Source organism: Marinobacter sp. NFXS9, assembly GCF_040148665.1.
Lineage (GTDB): Bacteria > Pseudomonadota > Gammaproteobacteria > Pseudomonadales > Oleiphilaceae > Marinobacter_A > Marinobacter_A mangrovi.
The window spans coordinates 1-18613 of sequence record NZ_JAGDDW010000016.1 but is presented as its reverse complement, the minus strand read 5'-3'; the positions used below and the strand labels follow the sequence as shown (position 1 = coordinate 18613).

The following is an 18613-nucleotide window of genomic DNA, read 5'->3' as shown; positions in this document are numbered from 1 at the left end:
CTCCCATTCCTCCTGGATGGCCTGATCACCGGTTCTGCCCGGGCTTTTCGACTGCGCACCGGAAAGCCGTTTGTCGCCAGCTCGCGTGTGTCACTGAATCCAGAAACCGGCAATGTCATCGTCCCGCAGCGCCATCTTGATCAGGTTGTCGTCTTTCTTTTCACTGTAGACAATCTTCCACAGGTATACCTTCAAACCGGCCTGATTCAGAGCGCCCAGATAGGTCGTCTCGTAACCCGCCTGCAACGGACCGCCCAGAGCCTGTGCGACCGAATGGAATTGATCCTTCCCCAGGGTCTGGCGGAAGTGCGCGTCGGCATGGTCGACAAATCCGGCGTAATCGTCGGCCGCGATGGCTTTTAACTGGCCGTCGAGCAAGGCCTCCGTGGCGGCACTGGGCCGGCCTTCAGCAAGCGCACCGAAAGAGACGAGAGCGAGGGCCATGACGGCGATGCGGAACGAACGAATCATGGTCTGGAATCTCCTTTTCCGTTACTCAATACCGGGACGACGGCCCCGGTTCTCCGACCACCTTAAACCAGACGGGGCCCTAAATCCCCAACTGCAGCCCGATCTCGATCACCCGTCCCGCCGGAATCCGGTACAGCGAGGTCTCATGCAAGGTGTTGCGGACCATGAAGGCAAACATCCGGTCCCGCCAGGCCATCATACCGTCCTTCTTGCGGTCGGCGATGACCGAGGTGCGCCCGACGAAATAGGTGGTTTCATTCAGGTCGATCGGCAGATTGCGGTGCTCGATGCAGTAGGCCAGGTCCGACGGGATGTTGAAGCCCTGCATGAACCCGTAGTTCAGGATGACCTCGTAAAGTCCCTGGCCGCAATCCTTGATCTCCCAGCGCTCGTCGTTGGACACCCGCGGATCCCGCGTTACGTTCACATGCACGATCACGATCTTCTCATGCAGCAACTTGTTGAGGTTCAACAGCTGCATCATCGATCGCGGCACTTCCTCGGCCCGCGCCGTGAAAAACACCCCGGTGCCCGGCACACGGTGAGGCGGATCGTGTTCAAGCCGGCCCAGCAGCGTCTCGACGGAAACCGTGTTCGCCTCGTAGGATTGCACCAGCAATTCGCTGCCGCGCCGCCAGGTGACGATCACCGTGAAGATCACCGCCCCCATGGCCACCGGGAACCAGCCGCCGCGGGGGATGGTTTCCGCATTGGCGCTCAGGAACGCCACATCCACGCTCAGGAACACCAGCAGGAAGAAGCTTGCCTTGGCCAGGCTCCAGCCGCCGCGCTCCCGGGCCACATTGAAGGCGAGTATGGTCGTCACCAGCATGGTGGCGTTCACGCTGACGCCGTAGGCGGCGGCCAACCCTTCGGAAGACTGGAAGGTCACCACCAGCGCCAGGGCGGCCGCCATCAGCAGCCAGTTAATGCCCGGCATGTAGATCTGGCCGTGGGAGTGTTCGGAAGTCTGGTGCACCTGCAACCGCGGCACGAAACCCAGTTGCACGGCCTGCCGGGTCAACGAGAATGCGCCGGTGATCACCGCCTGGGAAGCGATGATGGTTGCCGCCGTCGATAACCCCACCAGCGGGAACAACGCCCAGTCCGGTGCCAGATGGAAAAAGGGCTGTAACGTGCCCTCCGGCTTGTCCAGCAGCAACGCGCCCTGACCGAAGTAATTGAGCAGCAGGGCCGGCAGCACGAAGCCGAACCAGACCACCCGGATCGGCGTCGGCCCGAAATGCCCCAGATCCGCGTAGAGCGCTTCGCCACCGGTCACGACCAGGAACACCCCGATCAGCACCAGGAAACCGGGCAGCCGGTTTTCGATCATGAACTGGACCGCGTACCAGGGCATCACGGCCTTCAGGACTTCCGGGTGCGCCACGATGCTGTTGATACCCAACACCGCCAGTGTCAGGAACCAGGCCACCATGATCGGCCCGAACAGCGTGCCCACCTTGGCGGTACCGTGCTTTTGCACCGCAAACAGGATCACGAGGATGGTGACCGTGATCGGCAGCACGTAACTCTCCAGCGATGGCGCCGCCACCTCCAAACCCTCCACGGCACTGAGCACGGAGATCGCCGGTGTCAGCATGGTGCCGCCATACAGTAGCCCGGCCCCGAACAGGCCCAACAACACCAGCGTCCGACGGGAACGGCTCTCCTGATTGCGATCCGGCCGCAACAGGGCGAGCAGTGCGAAAATCCCGCCCTCGCCGTGGTTGTTGGCGCGCAGGATAAACACCATGTATTTCAGGGAGATCACGATGATCAGCGCCCAGAAGATGAGCGACAGGATGCCGAGGATATTGGCCTCGGTGATAGGGACCGGGCTCACCCCGCGAAAACATTCACGCAGCGCATAGATCGGGCTGGTGCCGATATCGCCGTAGACGATCCCCAGCACCGCCAGCCCGACCGCCGCGCGGCCGGGCTTCGCAGCCTCTCCGGATTCAGCCATGCTCAGTCCTTGTGATACGAGAAGGTCGCCGGGGCTGATGCCCCCCGGAATGCTTCTATAGCGTAGCAGTCGCCAGCACAGGTGATCGATCCGCAACATGACCGAATGGACCGGCCCCACCGAAAGATCCGGTTCTCATCTTTTCCAGCGACTGCAGCTATACTGTTCAGCGGCCGGAATCAGACCGCTGGCCACCGGGGGACGCGGGTTGTCCCGCAGGACGACGCAGACGTAACGAGGATGTCCCCTATGATGACGTTGACCCTGAGGGCCAAGGTGCTCGCTGCGCTGTTGTTGAGCAGCCTGGGCGCCGTGCTGGTGGTGGCCCTGGTCACACCCTGGCTGATGGAACACCGATTCCTGGGCCAGGCCCGCAACACCCACTTCGACCACTTTACCCACCTGATCGAGCGCTACCAGCAGATGCCCGGGGCGCTGCCCTGGGGCAATCGTGACGCGGCACTGGATCTGTACCACCGTATTATCGAAGTGGACAAGGCCAGGCACTCACAACGCCAGGCACGGCACCCAGCCGGTCGAAGGCCGCTGCCGGGCTTTCCACCCCCGCCCGGTTTCGGGCCACCCGGCCGGCAGCAGGGCGACCCCTTTGTCTCACAGGACATGCGATTCGTGCTGGCCGACACCGAAGGCTACGTCTTCCATCCGTTCTTCGACTACCAGGCCGGCCAGAAGCTGACCTGGCTGGAGCGCCTGCGGGCCGATGAGTTGACGCTCAACGGCCAACCGGTGGGCTACGCCCTGGCCGCCGGCACGGCACCGGAGACCCGCCTCGACGACAGCTACCGCACCCTGCTTTACCAAAGCCTCGCCGTCGCCGGCGGTGTCGCGCTGGTGCTCTCGTTTCTGGTGGCGTTCTTCCTGACTCGGCCGATGCTGCGTCAATTGCGTCATCTGAGCAACGCAGTCGACGGGATGGAGCCGGGCAACCGGAGCGAGCCGATTACCGTCTCTGGCCGCGACGAAATCGCCACACTGGCCCACGCCTTCAACCGGATGAGCGATGAGCTGACCGACAAGTACCAGGCCCTGCAGTCCTCCAACGCCACCATCGCCCGGCAGGCCCACACCCTGGAAAAGCTGAGCTACACCGATGAGCTGACCGGCCTGTACAACCGCCGCTACTTCAACGAACAGTTCGACCATTGGTTCGGCGAGTGCCGGCGCGAGGGACGCCAGTTGGCCCTGATCATCATCGACGTCGACCATTTCAAACGCATCAACGACAACTTCTCCCACCAGACCGGCGACGCCGTGCTGCAACAGATCGCGCGCCTGCTGCGCGAGTGCGTCCGCAGCCACGACATCCTGGCCCGTTTCGGTGGGGAAGAGCTGATCCTGCTGATGCCGGATACATCCGTAGAGATGGCGGAAGAGATTGCCGAGCGCATGCGCCGGCACATCGAAGAGCACAGCTGGCACCAGATCGCCGTCGGCCTGCAGGTCACCGCCAGCTTTGGCCTGACCAGCCTGCAGACCACGCAGCACGACATGCTGCGGATCGCCGATGAACAGCTCTACCGGGCCAAGGACGGTGGCCGTAATAGCGTTTGCGTGGCCTGACGGCCGATTCGGCCCGGAACGTCATTTGCCTCTAGCAAAGAAGGTCTCGTGCTTGCGGAACGGGCCGGTGTTGTTTGTGGGCTCAAAGGCGCGTAACCCGTCGACATGGCTCAGTTCTTCCACCATCTGGCGGTTGAACGGGGAGTTGGTTTTGTCGGCAATGAAATCGTGCCAGTCGACCCAGCGAGCCTCGGCGATTTCTTCCGGATCCTGGATCGCGATGTCTTCGGTTAACGGCGCCAACCGACACACGAAATAGACGTTCGACTTACCGAACCGGAACGGGTGGCGGGTCGTGAAGCCCACAATCGAGAGAAAGCGGGCCCGAATACCGGTCTCTTCCCAGACTTCCCGCACCACGGAATCCTCAATCCGCTCCCCCAGCTCCACATGCCCACCGGGCAGCTTGAAACCGGTCATGCCCTGTTCCCGGATCACCAGGATCTGGCCCCGATCGTTGGTGATGATCGCCCCGGCTCCGACCGTATGGGTCGGGATAAACGGCACGAAAGTCGTCGTCGGTGCCTTCAGGATCAGCGTCAACTCGTCCTCCTGGCAGTTGTGGAACACGAACCCCAACTCCGTCGCCACTGCGATCAGGTGCGAACACTGGATCGACAGCGTCAGCCAGACAATGTTCTTCGACTCACGGCGCGAGAACGTCACGATCTCCTGCAGAGCGTCGCGAAACGCCCCGGTTTCAGCGGGCATCGCATCGGACTGGATAATGACGCCGTTGAAGGCGTCGAGTTCGAACGTCAAAAGCCGTACCTGTGATTGAGTGGGGATCTGGGCAGCACCGGACGGGCAGAGCAGCCATCCAGTCATTGCATTTCGACTGTAGCGAAAACGATTCTATCAAGCTATGGCAACGGGCCTGAGATTGGGCGTTGCTTCAGTACCCAATTTGGGCACAAAAATACCCAAAGTGGGTATTCACGCCATTTACCCGATTCCGCGCAATTTTTTACAAGACCCGACGCCAAAATCGGTAATGATAGGCCTATGGAAAAACACGAACTGACCGAAAAGGTCCGCTTTGGCATGGTGCCCGACCCCAGCGCGGGGCAGGATATCGAGATGGTCGAGGCGCAGTACCGCACGCATACCTTTGCCCGGCACGTGCATGAAACCTACACCATCGGTCTGGTGGAAACCGGGGCCCAACGTTTCTACCGGACCGGCGCCCAGCACATTGCTGCCCGGGACGGCATCATCCTGGTCAATGCGGATGACGTCCACACCGGCGAGGCGGAAACCGAAGGGGGCTGGGCCTATCGCGCGATCTACCCACTGCCCGACCATTTTGAACGGGTCTGCAACGGTTTGCTCTGCGGCGACCGGGGCGCTCCGTACTTTCCGGATGCCGTGGTGGAAGACGCCCAGATCGCCGCCCAGTTGCGGCTGTTCTACGAACTTCTCGACAGCCCGTCCAACCGGTTGCTGTTGGACACGGTCCTGTATGCCATCCTCAGCGGGCTGGTACTGCGACACTCAAGAACCCGCAAACCGTTGCGGCCGCGAAGGCCCGACAAGCCGGTGCTCCAACGGGTGCGCAGCTACCTCATGGATCATCTGGAGCAGAACCTGACCCTCGATGAACTGTCCACCGTCGCCCAGCTCAGCCCCTATCATCTGGTCCGGCAGTTCAAGGCCGAATTCGGACTGCCGCCCCATGCCTTCCAGGTCCAGGCCCGGGTCATTCGTGCCAAAGCCTTGCTGAAGGACGGCCTGAGTCCAGCAACCGTCGCCGTTGCCTGCGGCTTTCACGACCAGAGCCACCTGACCCACAATTTCAAGCGCTGCATGGGCACCACACCCGCCCGCTACCAGAAAGCCCTGAGCAAGACCGTACAAGCCGGATAGTCGTCGCGCGGATAGCCTGTCTGCCTCACTGAATCGACAGAGGCCGGCCCGCTATGCCCGTTGCTCCCTCCGTAAGCCCCTATCGCGAAGAAAGCCCGATTCGCCAGGGTATGGTGGATATCCTGCCGCTCGCCCTCGCCACGATCCCCTGGGGTATCCTGTGTGGTTCACTGGCGGTGGATGTGGGCCTGACGGCCATCCAGGCCCAACTGATGTCCTTGCTTGTCTTCGCGGGTGCCGCTCAACTGGCCAGCCTGCAACTGTTTGCGGCCGGCGCCTCAACCGGCTCGCTACTGGGCACAACCGCCGTAATCAGTGCCCGGCACCTGCTTTATGCCGCCGTGTTCCGGAACGAAGTGCGCAGCCTGAATCTCCGGTGGCGCCTGGCCCTGGCGTTTGTGTTGACCGACGAAATGTTCGCCGTTGTCACCAACCGGCTCGGGCGCGGCGCCGACTTTTGCCCGCGTCACGCCCTCAGCGCCGGATTCGCCATGTACGGCGTCTGGAATCTCGCGACGCTGGCCGGCATTGTCCTTGGTCATGCCGCTCCTGATCTCGATCAGTTTGGCTTCGACTTTGCTATCGCGGCCACCTTCATCGCCATCGTCATCCCCGGCATTCGCAGCTGTCCGACGCTGCTCTGTGTTATCACCAGTGGTGTCAGTGCCGTTAGCCTGAACCATCAGGGCGTTGAGCACGGGCTGATCCTGGCCACCGGGGCCGGTATGCTGGTCGGGCTTTTGGCGTCGATGAATGGCCCGCGTCGACGGGCCTCTGTATGAACACGTTGCTCAACATTGTTCTGATGGCCGTCGTCACCTTCAGCTGCCGGTATGTGTTCCTTGCTCAAAGCATTCGATTTGAGCTGCCCGGCTTATTCCGCAGAGCGCTGGATTTCACCGCGCCGGCTGTGCTCACCGCCATGTGGGCGCCCATCGTCTTCCAGACACCACAAGGCCCGGGCAGTGTGGTATTGCCCTATCTGCTGGCTGGCCTGTGTACGATTGCCCTGAGTCTGCTGACGCGCAAAACCCTCGTGGTCGTCGGCTTTGGCATGCTGCTGTTCGGGGTGGCTCGCTGGTGGTTGTCGCAGGGCGCCGCTGTGTAGGGCTCCCATGGGCCGCTCCCGCCAAACGGTAACGAAGAGGCGCTCACCGTTGACACAGGTAAAACGATCACTTTACCCTGTTCAGCATGGATATTAAGACAAAGCTCATCACAGCCGCCGAACAACTCTTCGATCGACACGGGTTCACCGCCACCGGGATGGACCGGCTGACGAAGGCCGCCGGGTTTTCGAGTCGGACGGTCTACAAGCATGTCGGCAGCAAGGCCGCACTCTCGGCCCTGGTGCTTTCCGAGCGCGAGCGCCGCTTCATGCACTATCTCGACGTTCACAGCGTGGATGCGCTCTTTGCCGCCCTGGAGGACTGGGTGCGGGACGAGGGCTCGCGCGGTTGTCTGTTCCTTCGGGCCTATAGCGAGACCGGGGGCGACACACCGGAAATTGCCGAGACCGTGACCGCGCACAAGGCCGCGTTCAGAAGCCACATTGCCAACGTGGTTGAGCAGGATGTCGGGAAGACCGGCGGTGACGCATTGACCGACCAGATCCTGGTGCTCTTCGAGGGCGCCACGGCTGCATCCGTCTATCGGGGGCCGGAAGCCATTGCGGCGGCCCGGCAAGCGGCGGCGATCCTGATCAAACAGGTGCGGCCATGAGTCCGGCATTACGACTCGGCATCGTCGGCTTCAGCCTGATTGGCGTCTGCTACGGCTTTGCGCGCTTTGCCTTTGGCCTGTTCCTCCCCGAGATTGATGCCGATCTGGCGCTCGGCCCCGCCCTCTCGGGTGTCATTTCTGGCGGCTCGTTTCTGGGTTATTGCCTTGCGATTGTCGGGTCGGCCTACCTGACCGAACGGATCGGCGCGCGGGCCGTCGCCGTCAGTGCCGCTCTGGTGGCGGCCGTGGGTATGGCGGGCATCGCAATGGCACCCAACGCCTTCTGGCTCGCCGGCGCCGTCATGCTGGCCGGCTCCAGCACCGGTCTGGCCTCCCCACCGATGGCGGCCGCGGTCGCCGCCGCGGTGCGCCGGGACCGGCAGGATAAAACCAATTCGACGATCAACGCCGGTACCAGCGTTGGCGTAGCGCTGTCCGGACCGGTCGCCCTGGCGATTGGCGGCCAGTGGCGCCTGGCGTTTGCCGCCTTTACAGCAGCGGCGCTCGTACTGACAATTGCCACCGCTCGCTGTGTGCCCTCGGCCACAAGCCGTTCGGCGACCGCCAGCGTCCTGCCGCCTATCAACGACGACGTCGCCCGACTGATTATGGCTGCTTTCATCATGGGCGCCGCCAGCACCGCCATCTGGTCCTTTGGCGGGCAGCTGGCGACGCTCCGGCTGGGCTGGGGCACCACCGGCATCGGCGTGCTCTGGATCGCGATCGGCGCGGCCGGGATCGCCGGGGCCGGGGCCGGTTCGCTGGTTGGACGCTTCGGCATTGACCGGGTCCACTGGGGCTTCCTGGGCGCCATGGCGGTGAGTATTCTCGCCGTGGGTTCGGGCCTGGCGACACCGGGCACGACGATCGCGGGTGGCGCGCTGTTCGGTGCCGCCTACGTGATGCTGACCGGGGTCTACCTGATCTGGGGCGTCACGGCCCTGTCAGACCGGCCGGCCACCGGGTTGATGGTTGGATTTCTTACCATAGCTATCGGCCAGACCGCCGGGGCACCGCTGTTCGGGCTGCTGCTGGACGCGCTCGGCCCCAACGTCGCGGCGATGATCTTTGCCAGTATCGCGATGACCGCGGGGCTGGCCAGAGTCAATAGACGGGCGCCTCAGCCGCAGTGACCGAACGCTGCTCAGTAGCCCCGAGACGGCATAACCCGATTCAATAACGGCCGCCCATCCTTCAGGCGGCGGTCGTTTTCGACAATCTGTGGCGCAACGGACACCGGATCGGTCAGGCTGGAGCAGTGTGGTGTCAGCCGTATTTTTTCATGGCGCCAGAAGGGATGACACTCGGGGAGAGGTTCCTGCCGGAAGACGTCGAGGCGGGCGCCCCACAACGTGCCCTCGTCGAGCGCGGCCAGCAGATCCTCGTCAACCACGTGTTCGCCGCGGGCAACGTTCACCAGACACGCGCCGGCCGGGAGTTTGCGCAGGTTGTCCAGATTGAGAATATCGCGGGTTTCATTCGTCAGGGGCAGCAGACAGACGAGTACATCGGTCTGTGACAGAAAAGCCTCCAGCTGCTCAGCTCCGGCGTAGGCCGTAATGCCCTCGATCGTTTTCGGCGTCCGGGACCAGCCGATCACATTGAAGCCCAGCCTCGAAAGACGAATCGCCGAATACTCACCCAACTGCCCCAGGCCCATCATGCCGACTGTCGTTTCGCCGATCGGCCTTGGCGCCCGCGGTTGCCACAGCGCCTGTTCCTGCTGGGCTCGGTAGGCATCGAAGTCCCGGAAGTAAACCATCACCGCCGCGCAGACATACTCGAACATCGACTGCGCCAGTTGCGGATCGACCAGTCGAATGACCGGCACGCCCTCAGGCAACTGCGGGTCGCTCAACACATGATCCACGCCGGCCCCCATGGAACAGATGCAGCGGAGATTCGGGTAGTCCCGCAGTACGCCTTCGGGATGATTCCAGCACAGGGCGAAGGTTACGTCGGCTTTGCGGGCCTCGTTGGGATAGACCTGGATGTCGAGCTCCGGATCCAGGCTTTTCAGGGCGCTAATCCACGGTTCGGGATCTTTATCGGGGGCGATGATGAGGATCGTCATGGGTTCATTGTCCTTTCCCTATGTACAGGCCGGAACGGCATCAACCAATATCCGCACCTGCCAAGCGCTTCTTCTGGGCTCGCACGGCCTCTGTCAGAAAATCCATCAGCGCGTGAATCCGCACGACGCCCCGCAGATCCGGATGCATCAGGAACCACAGGCCGTATTGCAGCTCGGGGATGGGGCTGGTGAGTTGCACGATGTCCGGATCGTCGTCAGCCAGGTAGCAGGGCAGGACTGCCAGCCCCATGCCTGAACGCACGGCACTCAGAATGCTCACCAGCGTATCCACACGGTAGATGCAGGATGCCTTCAGGGCGTGCTTTTCCATCCAGGGGTCCAGCGCGGAATCCGTCAGGCGGGGCCCGGCGCCGATCCAGGGCTGGCTGGCCAGGGACTCGATGGACGCCCCGGGCGTCAGCCCCAGACTGCGGTGGCCGTAAACGGCCTGGCCGATGGTGGTCAGCGGTCGGCCGATCAGGTTCTCAGGCGGGCGGTTGGACGGGCGAATGGCCACGTCCGCCTCCCGGCGCGTCAGGTTGAACAACTGGTTGGACACCGCCACATCCAGCACGATGCCCGGATACCGGTGCCGGAACTCCGTGAACAGCGGCGCCAGCAGGCCCATCAACAGCGAGTCCGTAGTGGTGGTCCAGATCTCCCCCGTCGGCTCCAGATCACGCCCGGCCACCTTTCGTTCCGCGGCCAGGGCCGCCTCGTCCATCACCCGGGCGGTGTCGGCCAGCTCCTCACCGGCCAGCGTGGGTTGATAGCCGGTGCGACCCCGCTCGAACAGCGCCACGCCCAGACGTCGCTCGATCTCACCCAACCGCCGGAACACCGTGGCGTGACTGACGCCCAGGGTGCGCGAGGCTCCGGATAGCGAGCCCGCCGTCGCAATGGCCAGGACGAGCTCAAAGTCGTTCCAGGCCAGGGCACTCCGTGTTTTCTGCGCTTTGGATGCTGCCGGTTGGCCGGATTCCCCTGTTCGTTTTTGCAAAGTAAACACTCACGTTTATGGAATGTTGTGCAACAGAGAACAAGGTTAGCATTTTCCTGAATCCACGGGATAACCAACGCCCCCTGATTGGGGCGGCGTTAAGGAGGTCACACGATGATGGTTTCAGGACAAGCACCGTACATTCCCGGCCGCCTGGTCAAACGTCAGGATCACGCCGTTGAGGAGAGGGAATCACTCAAGGAGAGCATTTCGCCCCGATACCGCGACGGGCTGGGCGGCATTGATCTGGAGCGGGTCAAACGGGATCAGCGCCGCGCCCGGCGGGAGGTCTTCCGGGCCCTGATCCGGCGCTTGAAATGAGCGAATGCCAGCGAAGTCGATCAGGAAGCAAACCGGGATGACGCGGAGGAAGCCCGACGTCCCGGTTTGCCGTTACCTCAATGCCCGAGAAAATCTCCCCACGCTGACGCGCCGCGCAGTACCCTGCCTAAAGCACCCACATCAGAATCCCCCCATCAGGAAGGACCATTCCAGGCAAACCATTCATTTTTATGATCAAAAATAGCCATTTGAATAAATAAGCGCAGTTTATTGACTAAAGCTCACCAGAAAATCAAAATAGTGAGTCAAAAGACATACAAAACGACTTACTGGTCAATATATTGAACATCCTAGAATGAGGTGTCCGGCCATGGCTGATGATGTCCGCACAAAAGCAACAATCGTTGCGGCGCTCAAGCATCAAATCACGTCGCTCCAGACGCTCGTGGACGATCTTGAGCACTCCACCACGCCGGATCTCCGGGAAATCCGGCATCTGCCCGACCTGCTCCAGGAGCGGCGCGAGCAGCTCAGCCTCAGCCCGGTGGAAACGGCCGAGCTGGCTGGTCTGTCGCCCAACACCTACCGGGCCCTGGAACGAGCCGATGGCAACCCGCGGCTTGAGACGCTGGAAAGTGTGGGACGGGTCCTGAACTTCAAGCTCTGGATCGAGATGGTATGAGAGCCCACGTCTACCTGCATGGCGAGCTGGCCGGAACACTGGAGAGAAAGCCCGATGGTGCCGTGATGTTCCAGTACGCCCCGGATTACCTGGCCCTCTCTCGCCCACCACTCAGCATGAGCCTGCCGCTGCAGGAAGCGCCTTTTATCACCCAGGGGCTGCCCGGCTATTTCAGCGGACTGGTGAGTGAAGGGTGGCTCAAGCGCATGCAGTCCCAGCAGCAGCATATTGATCCCAACGACCAGTTCGCCTTGCTGGTTCATAACGGCAGAGACCTGCCGGGAGCGGTGACCATTGAACTGTCAGATTTGTCTTAAGGACTCGGGCAACAAGCCGTATCACCCGGCCTGCCTGAAAACCCTCTTCGGGAGCGCGAAAGTCTCAACGGACCTTGCCGCAACACGGGGCGACCTGGTCCGTGAGATGCCGCGCATGACCCAGGGGTTTTCCATCAGTGGCGTCCAGATCAAGGCCCAGTTGAAGGTTATTGAAGAAAAACTGGAGCTGGTGGACCACGATGGCGACCTGATCCTCAAACCCAGCCCGGAGTCTTTTGAATACGTTGCCGAAAACGAGCACCTGACCCTGACGTTGATGCGCCAGGTGGGGTTTGAGGTACCGCCGTGTGGCTTGATCACGTTGCAGGATGGTCACCGCGTTTTCGTCATTCGGCGCTACGATCGCACCACCGACGGCAAACGCCATCAAGAGGACGCCATGCAAGCCCTCGGGATCCGCAACGACGCGTCCGACTCCAAGTACGACTCAGCCAGTTACTCCGAAGTGCTGGCGCTGACGCAGGAGCGCTGCGGCACGGCGGTTGCCGCAAGATTGCTGGATCGCCTCGTCTTTTCCTACCTGGTCGGCAACGACGACCATCACCTCAAGAACATCAGCTTTGTCCTGGGCCAACCGATCGTCCTCGCGCCCGCCTACGACGTCCTCGCCGCCAGTCTTTACAATCAGGGCGGCCGGGCGATGGCGCTCAAATTCTTCCCGGACCGGGAACCGACTTACCACGCGGAAATGGGCAATGGCCATTACTCGGGATCGGATTTCGTTGAACTGGCTTCGAGTGCAAGTCTGGGAGAGAAGGCTGCCGCCAGCCGTATTCGCCGGTTGGCCGGACGAGTGGAAAAGGCCGCGCCGAACTTGATTCGATCGAGTTACCTGCCCGACGAGATGAAGGCTCGGTACCAGGATCTGGTTTCGGAAAGGCTGCAGTTTATTGGGGTTATTTGAGGGAGCGAGAAACGCCCGCTACCTGGCGGCAATTCCTGTCAAATGAGATGCGCTCCTGTAGAGGCCAGGTGGCTCCACTTCACCGCTTTGCCTTTGAAGTCGGCGCTGTACTGCTGGGTTTTCTTACCCGTGATCATTTCCGGCATCGGTTTTCTCCTGCTTAGGTGGACTTCCCCCGCTATGCATGACACGCCCCAGCCTCAAACGGAGGCCCGCTCAAAGGCCTCCGGGCTGACGCCTCCCAAGTGGGTGTGACGCCGAAGCCGGTTATAGAATACTTCGATGTAGTCGAACACATCCGCCTTGGCCAGATCACGGGTTTTGTAGATCCGTTTGCGGATGCGTTCCTTTTTCAGGCTGCTGAAGAAGGACTCGGCTACCGCATTATCCCAGCAGTTGCCTCGTCGACTCATACTGGGTTCGAGATTATGGGCGCGACAGAACCGATGCCAATCATCGCTCCCATATTGCGCGCCTTGGTCGGAGTGGACCAGGACGGAGTCCTTCGGTCGACGCCGCCAAACGGCCATGAGTAGCGCATCCACCACCAGGCTGCGGTGTAGAGTAGGTTTCATCGACCAGCCCACCACGCGGCGTGAGAAGAGATCAACGACCACCGCCAGGTACAACCATCCCTGCCAGGTCCGAAGGTAGGTGATATCAGTCACCCAGGACTTGTCCGGGCGGTCCACCGTAAACTCGCGCTGAAGCTTGTTCGGGGTCAGGATGGACGGCCTTCCTGCGATCACTCGAGGCGCTTTATAACCTCGTAGCGCTTTGATTTTATGTTCTTTCATCAAACGTGCCACGCGATTCAAACCACAGGTTTCCCCGGCCTCCCGAAGGTCCAGAAACACTCTTGGGGAGCCATAAACGCCGGAGCTGCCCTGATAAGACGCTAGGATCTGCGCCAGCAGTCGCTGGTTATCAATGGCTCGGTCAGACAGGGGTTTGTGCAGCCATTGATAAAAACCGCTACGAGCGACCCGGAGAACCCGGCACATCGTTTTGGTATTGAATTCACGCCGGTGATCGTTGATGAACCGGTACTTTACTCGGGCTCTCTGGCAAAGTACCGAGCGGCCTTTTTTAGGATATCGCGCTCTTCTTCAACCCGACGCACTTGGGCGCGCAGCCTGAGGATCTCACTCTTGGCTTCAACCAGTTCGGCAGCCTGCTGATCGGACTTATCCGGCTTTACCGCTTTAACCCATTTGTAGAGACTGTGAGCGGAGACTCCAAGTCGTTGCGATACTTCCGATACGGTATAGCCCCGCTCCAGGACTTGTCGGACCGCTTCATCCTTGAATTCTGGGGTGTAACGTTGGCTGCTCATGGCAATCCTCCTATGCTCTAATCATAGGCTAGGAGTGTCCACTGCACCGGGGGAAGTCCAATCATAGGCTAGGAGTGTCCACTGCACCGGGGGAAGTCCAACCAGTCAACCATTGCTGTAACTCGAGAGTGGTCTCTGTCAATGGCTGCAAGTGAGCCTCACGATACTTATCAAGTACATCTTCGTACTCAACCCATTCGTCGGCGTCTCGGTAAGAATCTTTTGCTAGGGCAACGCCAGCACGGTCTATTTTTGATTTTGAAAGCTTCATGAACGGCTTCCTTAGCAGCTAACGCTTTTGTTTAGCGGCGCCCCGACAGGGGCGTCCGGTGGAGGCCGCAGGCCGGAACAAACTACAACAACTTGTTAAAACCTAGCACCCAGCATCACCTCCGCCATCGCCTCCTGAACCGCCTCCACCAATGTAGCCGCCAAGACCTCCAGGGGAACCAGATGAGCCTCCTCCGAGGAACTTCAAGAATAGCCACATGAGGAAATAGACCAACACTAATGTGAATAAAAGTGGTGCAAAAACGGCCTGCCAAATTGAATCGGACGCGAGGCCAATCTGATCCCACAGAACGAGTAAGGTAGCCGGGAAAATGATGTACCAAATCATGTTGCGCGCCCTCCCTGGTCGATTCTTTGTGGTTTTAACGCCTGCAGCATGCGCGCCCACGGAATGGAGCCGAAGGCGCAATGTAGTGGGCGTCGCTGTGCCTGCAATGGTTAGGTATTTTTGCCAGCAGGCACAACCTTTGCGAATTCGGGATATAGTTGTCCGGATGAATCGCAAAAACTACCTTTAAGTTTTTCGCGACAATCCGCCAAAGTCATCCCGATGGGCTGTTCCGAATCTCGAGATTTGATGACAACCGAATGACCTTCAACGGTGATGCTCAAGGACTCATTGTCCAAAACGCTTTCAATCGAATCTCTGGCACAAGATAGTGCACTTACGAATTGCTCCGTTGACGAATCCGAGGATTTCTCTAAACCGAACGTAAAAATAGACGTACTCAATGGCATGTAGTAAATCCGTAATTGGTAATGCAGGTGGTTGTTTTGTTGTTCTGACGCTGTTGCTCATATGCTGACTGCTCAGCCGCTTGTGCCTGGCGTCTCTGATAATTCATTTGCTGAACTTTTAGCGCAAATTCGGAGTCCTGTTGAAATCCTGGCACATTTGGTCTTTGCGCGGTTTGACGTACACCATCCTGGAACTGCTGAACTGGCACGGGATCATAGACCTTCTTGGCTCCACTTGCCCAATTTGCGCTACATGCACTCAGATATAGATACTGTTGTTCCTTTACCTCTGGTTCGTAATACAAAGTCCTAGGTGTATACCCCCAGTTGGTACCATTACACACCAGCGTCGCTCCTTGAGGGTAGGAGTCAAACGTCACTGGGTATTTACTGGCACAGCCAGTCGCAAACACAGTTACCAACGGAATTGCCCACTTCTTAATCAAACTCAGAATTCCTTTTTATGTACCTAACGCTTTGGCTTTGCGGCGCACCGGAGCGCCAGCGTAGGTGCGTCCGACAACAGCCACTTGTTATGCATTTTAGGACCGCTTAGACCTAAGTTTTTCTCGTAGCTCATTTTGATGGTCTCGAAGAGCGGGAAAGCTGCAAGAATCAAACTTCTCTTCTTCGAGGTCCATTCCATTGGCAAAGGTCGTCGAAAAACAGTCTGCAAATGATTCTCCTGAAGGTCTGGAATCCTCACCTGCCTCGATCTCTTTGTAAATTTTCAAAGCAAACTGGTCGCAATGCTGAACCGAACGATCAATTGCAGATACGCACTCAACCTTTTGCGCCTCAGCACATTCCAGAAAACCCTGATGTTCACAGAACATGTCTGAGTACTTTGCGGCTACCGAGTCCAAGAAACTCTGAGCCGATGCATTGTGCGAAACCAGCATTACTAACAAAGCAGCTAATCTAAACATTGCTCAAAACCATATGCATAACGCCAGCGGCAGGGGCGCGACGATAGGAGCGTCCCTTGACCGCACTTGTTAAAGCGCGGCAGTTTTGCCGTACGCTTCATGCAACAACTCCCTGAGGAACGATAAAGTTGCTTCTTTTGGATCGTCCAATTCCGCAACAATGGGAGTGACACCCCTAGCTTTCAGCAACTCCTCTTGGACGACATTTGGCCTTGTGAGGAAAATGTAAGATTTCGGACGCCCTTTACCATTTGCTGATCGTGACCACTGCTTTTGCAACTTATGCAATAGGTACCTGATGTTTATGTCAGATAGGCTGTAACCGAGAAATAGCACTGTTTTTCCGAGTACATCGCTACGTAGCTTGATGTCCAGAGGTGATTCAAAATCCAGTCGGTCAAAGTAGCTGGATTCAGTCAGTACGATAGATTCGTCATTGTCGAAATCGCCATGGAATTTAACTATCTGTGGCAAGGAATCATGTGCTTCAGCTAGGTCAGCAACGCTTGCAACTTTGCAATAGTTTTTCTCCCACAGCTCGAATGACTTCTCAATCCAGCGATCATAGTTCGTGGTATAAATCGTTGGGAAATCCAGCTCGACTATGGTCTTGTGGATTTCAGATTTTTCGAGCTCGACATCATTTGAGTGCCAAGTGGTATCCATCCAACTTCTCAGCGGTCCTAAGCTCCCCTTCTTCTGATAGTAGAATTCCGCTAACGCCAGATAATCTCCACAACTCTGGAAAACTTCAACATCGAAGCCTAGATCACGAGCAAGTTTGTCGATTAGACCTCCAAATGAAGGCAAGCCCAGGTTCATTGAGAGGCCGGCACCTGCAAACAACACAGCTTTCTTTGACCTGATAGCAGCCGCTAGTTCCTGCATCTAAACCATACCTCGCTTTCTCAAAAACTCAGAAAATTGGTCCAAAGCCCGCCTTCTCATTGAGATATCGTGTTTCTGATCGCCCATTTCCGCGAAGGTAGATGAATAGCCATCCGGAACAAACACACAATCCCACTGAAATGATCTATCACCACGTGGTTCAGGAGGTACAGTCCCACGAATGGAGCCTTCGAAGAAGAAAAACTGCTGGCCATCAATGAATCCAATAACTGTCTTGGCTTCCAGCGTGTTTTTTGAGGCCATTCCAAAGATTTCACAAAATTTGTCCGCCTGGAGGTTATCCCAGAAAATTTGGGTCAAACCACCTGGCAAGCCGTTCATATAATCGATGTATAGGCCCGTATGCTCGACAAAAAGCGGGCGACCAGCTTGTTTGAAAGCCTTAATCGCCTTGTCCTTGACCAAACGCTTGGAGTCTTCAGTCTGCAATTCCTCAACCTTACTAGATATCGGAATAACCGATACACCAGCACCATTGAGGATTGCACTAGCCTCGGCGACTTTGAATTGATTCTGTGAGAGGAAGCGAATTTCTAGCACGGTTTACTCTATGATCTGTGTGGAGCGCTTTAACGCCAGCAATAAACGGCGCCCTGATAAGGGCATCCGGTGGAGGCCAAAGGCCGGAACGAATTTGATTGCTTTGTTAAAAAATACCGAATCCACTTGATGTCAGGGCTCTAGGATTAGGATCTATTTTTTCGATTCCATTTGTGCATCGAGAAGGTGATTTGTCAAACCGTCTAACAAGGCTTGCTGCGCTGGTAGAATCCGTTGCAAGCCCTCCTTGTCGGCAACTGGCGCACCGCCAACAATAATGAGAGAGTGCTTCGCGTCTACGGGTAACGTATCGTTGATAATCATTATTTCTTGGGACGGAACCACATAAACATGACGAAAGACGGCCCACTTGTTCAAAATTCCTGCTTCACAGAATTTGATGTCAACCGGCTCACCATAGACTTCCTCTAAAGCCTCAGGAAGGCTGGAGCACTCTGAATTCAGCTCCTTCAGACTATCGACTAAAACAGGCTCACTTTTTTGAATGCTTATGTTTGATTTAAAGTCAGATTCGAGGGTTTTTACGTCATAAAAGAATTCAACCTCTTTTCCTGCTACCTTATTCCTGATTTGATGTAGAGTTTCTTTATTGATGGGGCTCGCTTTGGAAAAGTCCTCTATTTCCATCGTTGATGCAGAACTAGGGCCAACCTGCACCCACCCATCTGGTAGCACAGCGGTGAAGTCGAAATGGCTCTTAATCTGAGTTCCTGCGAACAATGGCCCTGTGACGAAAAGTAAGCACAGCGCAAAAAATCCTCTATTCATTCTCGATGATTCCTCATAGATCCTGTTTTTTAACGCTGAGCGAAGCGGCGGCCCGTCAGGGACGTTGGAATTCCCCCAATAAATCGGACACGCCCTTTCAGTTGATTTCCTCGAACTCTAGCGGAGTCCGGTAACCCAGGCCACTGTGCAGCCGTTGGCGATTATAAAAGTCTTCAATATAGTCATTTATAT

At 58.2% G+C, this 18613-nt stretch carries 21 protein-coding genes; 10 read left to right on the top strand and 11 right to left on the bottom strand.

Annotation, left to right across the window (positions count from 1 at the left end; translation table 11 throughout):
• Positions 1-90 precede the first annotated feature (90 nt).
• Together J3364_RS19255 and J3364_RS19250 are read right to left on the bottom strand one after the other, a co-directional pair.
• Positions 91-471, bottom strand: coding sequence for a hypothetical protein (locus J3364_RS19255; RefSeq protein ID WP_349559787.1), 381 nt, complete (start codon positions 469-471; stop codon positions 91-93).
• 79 nt (positions 472-550) lie between these two features.
• Entirely contained in the window at positions 551-2440 is a 1890-nt protein-coding gene (locus J3364_RS19250; protein WP_349559786.1) for a potassium transporter Kup, read from the bottom strand.
• Between the two features lie 249 nt (positions 2441-2689).
• Here J3364_RS19250 and J3364_RS19245 point away from each other — a divergent pair, with 249 nt between their 5' ends.
• Positions 2690-4021 (top strand): GGDEF domain-containing protein, encoded by a 1332-nt coding sequence (locus J3364_RS19245; RefSeq protein ID WP_349559785.1) that lies wholly within the window; start codon positions 2690-2692, stop codon positions 4019-4021.
• A 21-nt stretch (positions 4022-4042) separates the two neighbouring features.
• On the opposite strand, the gene J3364_RS19240 is transcribed toward J3364_RS19245, so the two are convergent.
• Complete coding sequence (locus tag J3364_RS19240) at positions 4043-4783, bottom strand: NUDIX hydrolase (protein ID WP_349559784.1); 741 nt, start codon at positions 4781-4783, stop codon at positions 4043-4045.
• 243 nt (positions 4784-5026) lie between these two features.
• On the opposite strand from J3364_RS19240, the gene J3364_RS19235 reads away from it, so the two are divergent.
• The 5 genes from J3364_RS19235 to J3364_RS19215 all read left to right on the top strand — a co-directional run bounded on the left by J3364_RS19235 (position 5027) and on the right by J3364_RS19215 (position 8742).
• Positions 5027-5887, top strand: a complete 861-nt coding sequence (locus tag J3364_RS19235; RefSeq protein WP_349559783.1) for an AraC family transcriptional regulator — start codon at positions 5027-5029, stop codon at positions 5885-5887.
• Positions 5888-5940: 53 nt separating this feature from the next.
• Positions 5941-6669: an AzlC family ABC transporter permease gene (locus J3364_RS19230; RefSeq protein WP_349559782.1), complete on the top strand. Its 729-nt coding sequence runs from the start codon at positions 5941-5943 to the stop codon at positions 6667-6669.
• Positions 6666-6995, top strand: a complete 330-nt coding sequence (locus tag J3364_RS19225) for an AzlD domain-containing protein (protein WP_349559781.1) — start codon at positions 6666-6668, stop codon at positions 6993-6995. The genes J3364_RS19230 and J3364_RS19225 overlap by 4 nt, the downstream gene beginning before the upstream one ends.
• An 86-nt stretch (positions 6996-7081) precedes the next feature.
• Positions 7082-7609, top strand: a complete 528-nt coding sequence (locus J3364_RS19220; protein WP_349559780.1) for a TetR/AcrR family transcriptional regulator — start codon at positions 7082-7084, stop codon at positions 7607-7609.
• Positions 7606-8742: an MFS transporter gene (locus tag J3364_RS19215; protein WP_349559779.1), complete on the top strand. Its 1137-nt coding sequence runs from the start codon at positions 7606-7608 to the stop codon at positions 8740-8742. Before J3364_RS19220 ends, J3364_RS19215 begins: the two co-directional genes overlap by 4 nt.
• Before the next feature lie 11 nt (positions 8743-8753).
• Here J3364_RS19215 and J3364_RS19210 read toward each other — a convergent pair whose 3' ends face one another.
• Positions 8754-9683: a 2-hydroxyacid dehydrogenase gene (locus tag J3364_RS19210; RefSeq protein ID WP_349559778.1), complete on the bottom strand. Its 930-nt coding sequence runs from the start codon at positions 9681-9683 to the stop codon at positions 8754-8756.
• A 40-nt stretch (positions 9684-9723) separates the two neighbouring features.
• Positions 9724-10683 carry a LysR family transcriptional regulator gene (locus J3364_RS19205; RefSeq protein ID WP_349559777.1) on the bottom strand — a complete coding sequence of 320 codons (960 nt, stop codon included), beginning with the start codon at positions 10681-10683 and terminating at the stop codon, positions 9724-9726.
• A 114-nt stretch (positions 10684-10797) separates the two neighbouring features.
• Here J3364_RS19205 and J3364_RS19200 point away from each other — a divergent pair, with 114 nt between their 5' ends.
• From J3364_RS19200 to J3364_RS19185, 4 genes are all read left to right on the top strand, one after another.
• Entirely contained in the window at positions 10798-11004 is a 207-nt protein-coding gene (locus tag J3364_RS19200) for a hypothetical protein (RefSeq protein ID WP_349559776.1), read from the top strand.
• A gap of 331 nt (positions 11005-11335) precedes the next feature.
• On the top strand, positions 11336-11647 hold the full coding sequence (locus J3364_RS19195; RefSeq protein WP_349559775.1) for a helix-turn-helix domain-containing protein: 312 nt from the start codon (positions 11336-11338) through the stop codon (positions 11645-11647).
• Positions 11644-11964, top strand: a complete 321-nt coding sequence (locus J3364_RS19190) for a HipA N-terminal domain-containing protein (RefSeq protein WP_349559774.1) — start codon at positions 11644-11646, stop codon at positions 11962-11964. Before J3364_RS19195 ends, J3364_RS19190 begins: the two co-directional genes overlap by 4 nt.
• Positions 11942-12889 carry a type II toxin-antitoxin system HipA family toxin gene (locus tag J3364_RS19185; protein ID WP_349559773.1) on the top strand — a complete coding sequence of 316 codons (948 nt, stop codon included), beginning with the start codon at positions 11942-11944 and terminating at the stop codon, positions 12887-12889. Before J3364_RS19190 ends, J3364_RS19185 begins: the two co-directional genes overlap by 23 nt.
• Before the next feature lie 200 nt (positions 12890-13089).
• Here the strand turns inward: J3364_RS19185 and J3364_RS19180 are convergent.
• The 6 genes from J3364_RS19180 to J3364_RS19155 all read right to left on the bottom strand — a co-directional run.
• Positions 13090-14225 (bottom strand): IS3 family transposase gene (locus J3364_RS19180; protein WP_349559772.1). Its coding sequence is split into 2 segments (ribosomal slippage): positions 13090-13982 and positions 13982-14225, totalling 1137 coding nucleotides; the frame shifts between segments, so codons are not numbered across the junction.
• Positions 14226-15244: 1019 nt separating this feature from the next.
• Positions 15245-15700, bottom strand: coding sequence for a hypothetical protein (locus tag J3364_RS19175; RefSeq protein ID WP_349559771.1), 456 nt, complete (start codon positions 15698-15700; stop codon positions 15245-15247).
• Between the two features lie 552 nt (positions 15701-16252).
• Positions 16253-17071, bottom strand: a complete 819-nt coding sequence (locus J3364_RS19170) for an SIR2 family NAD-dependent protein deacylase (RefSeq protein ID WP_349559770.1) — start codon at positions 17069-17071, stop codon at positions 16253-16255.
• Positions 17072-17632, bottom strand: coding sequence for a non-canonical purine NTP pyrophosphatase (locus J3364_RS19165; protein ID WP_349559769.1), 561 nt, complete (start codon positions 17630-17632; stop codon positions 17072-17074). It lies immediately after the preceding gene.
• Between the two features lie 153 nt (positions 17633-17785).
• Positions 17786-18421, bottom strand: coding sequence for a hypothetical protein (locus tag J3364_RS19160; protein WP_349559768.1), 636 nt, complete (start codon positions 18419-18421; stop codon positions 17786-17788).
• Positions 18422-18518: 97 nt separating this feature from the next.
• A partial coding sequence (locus J3364_RS19155) for an IS3 family transposase (RefSeq protein ID WP_349559876.1) occupies positions 18519-18613 on the bottom strand: 95 nt, incomplete at its 5' end.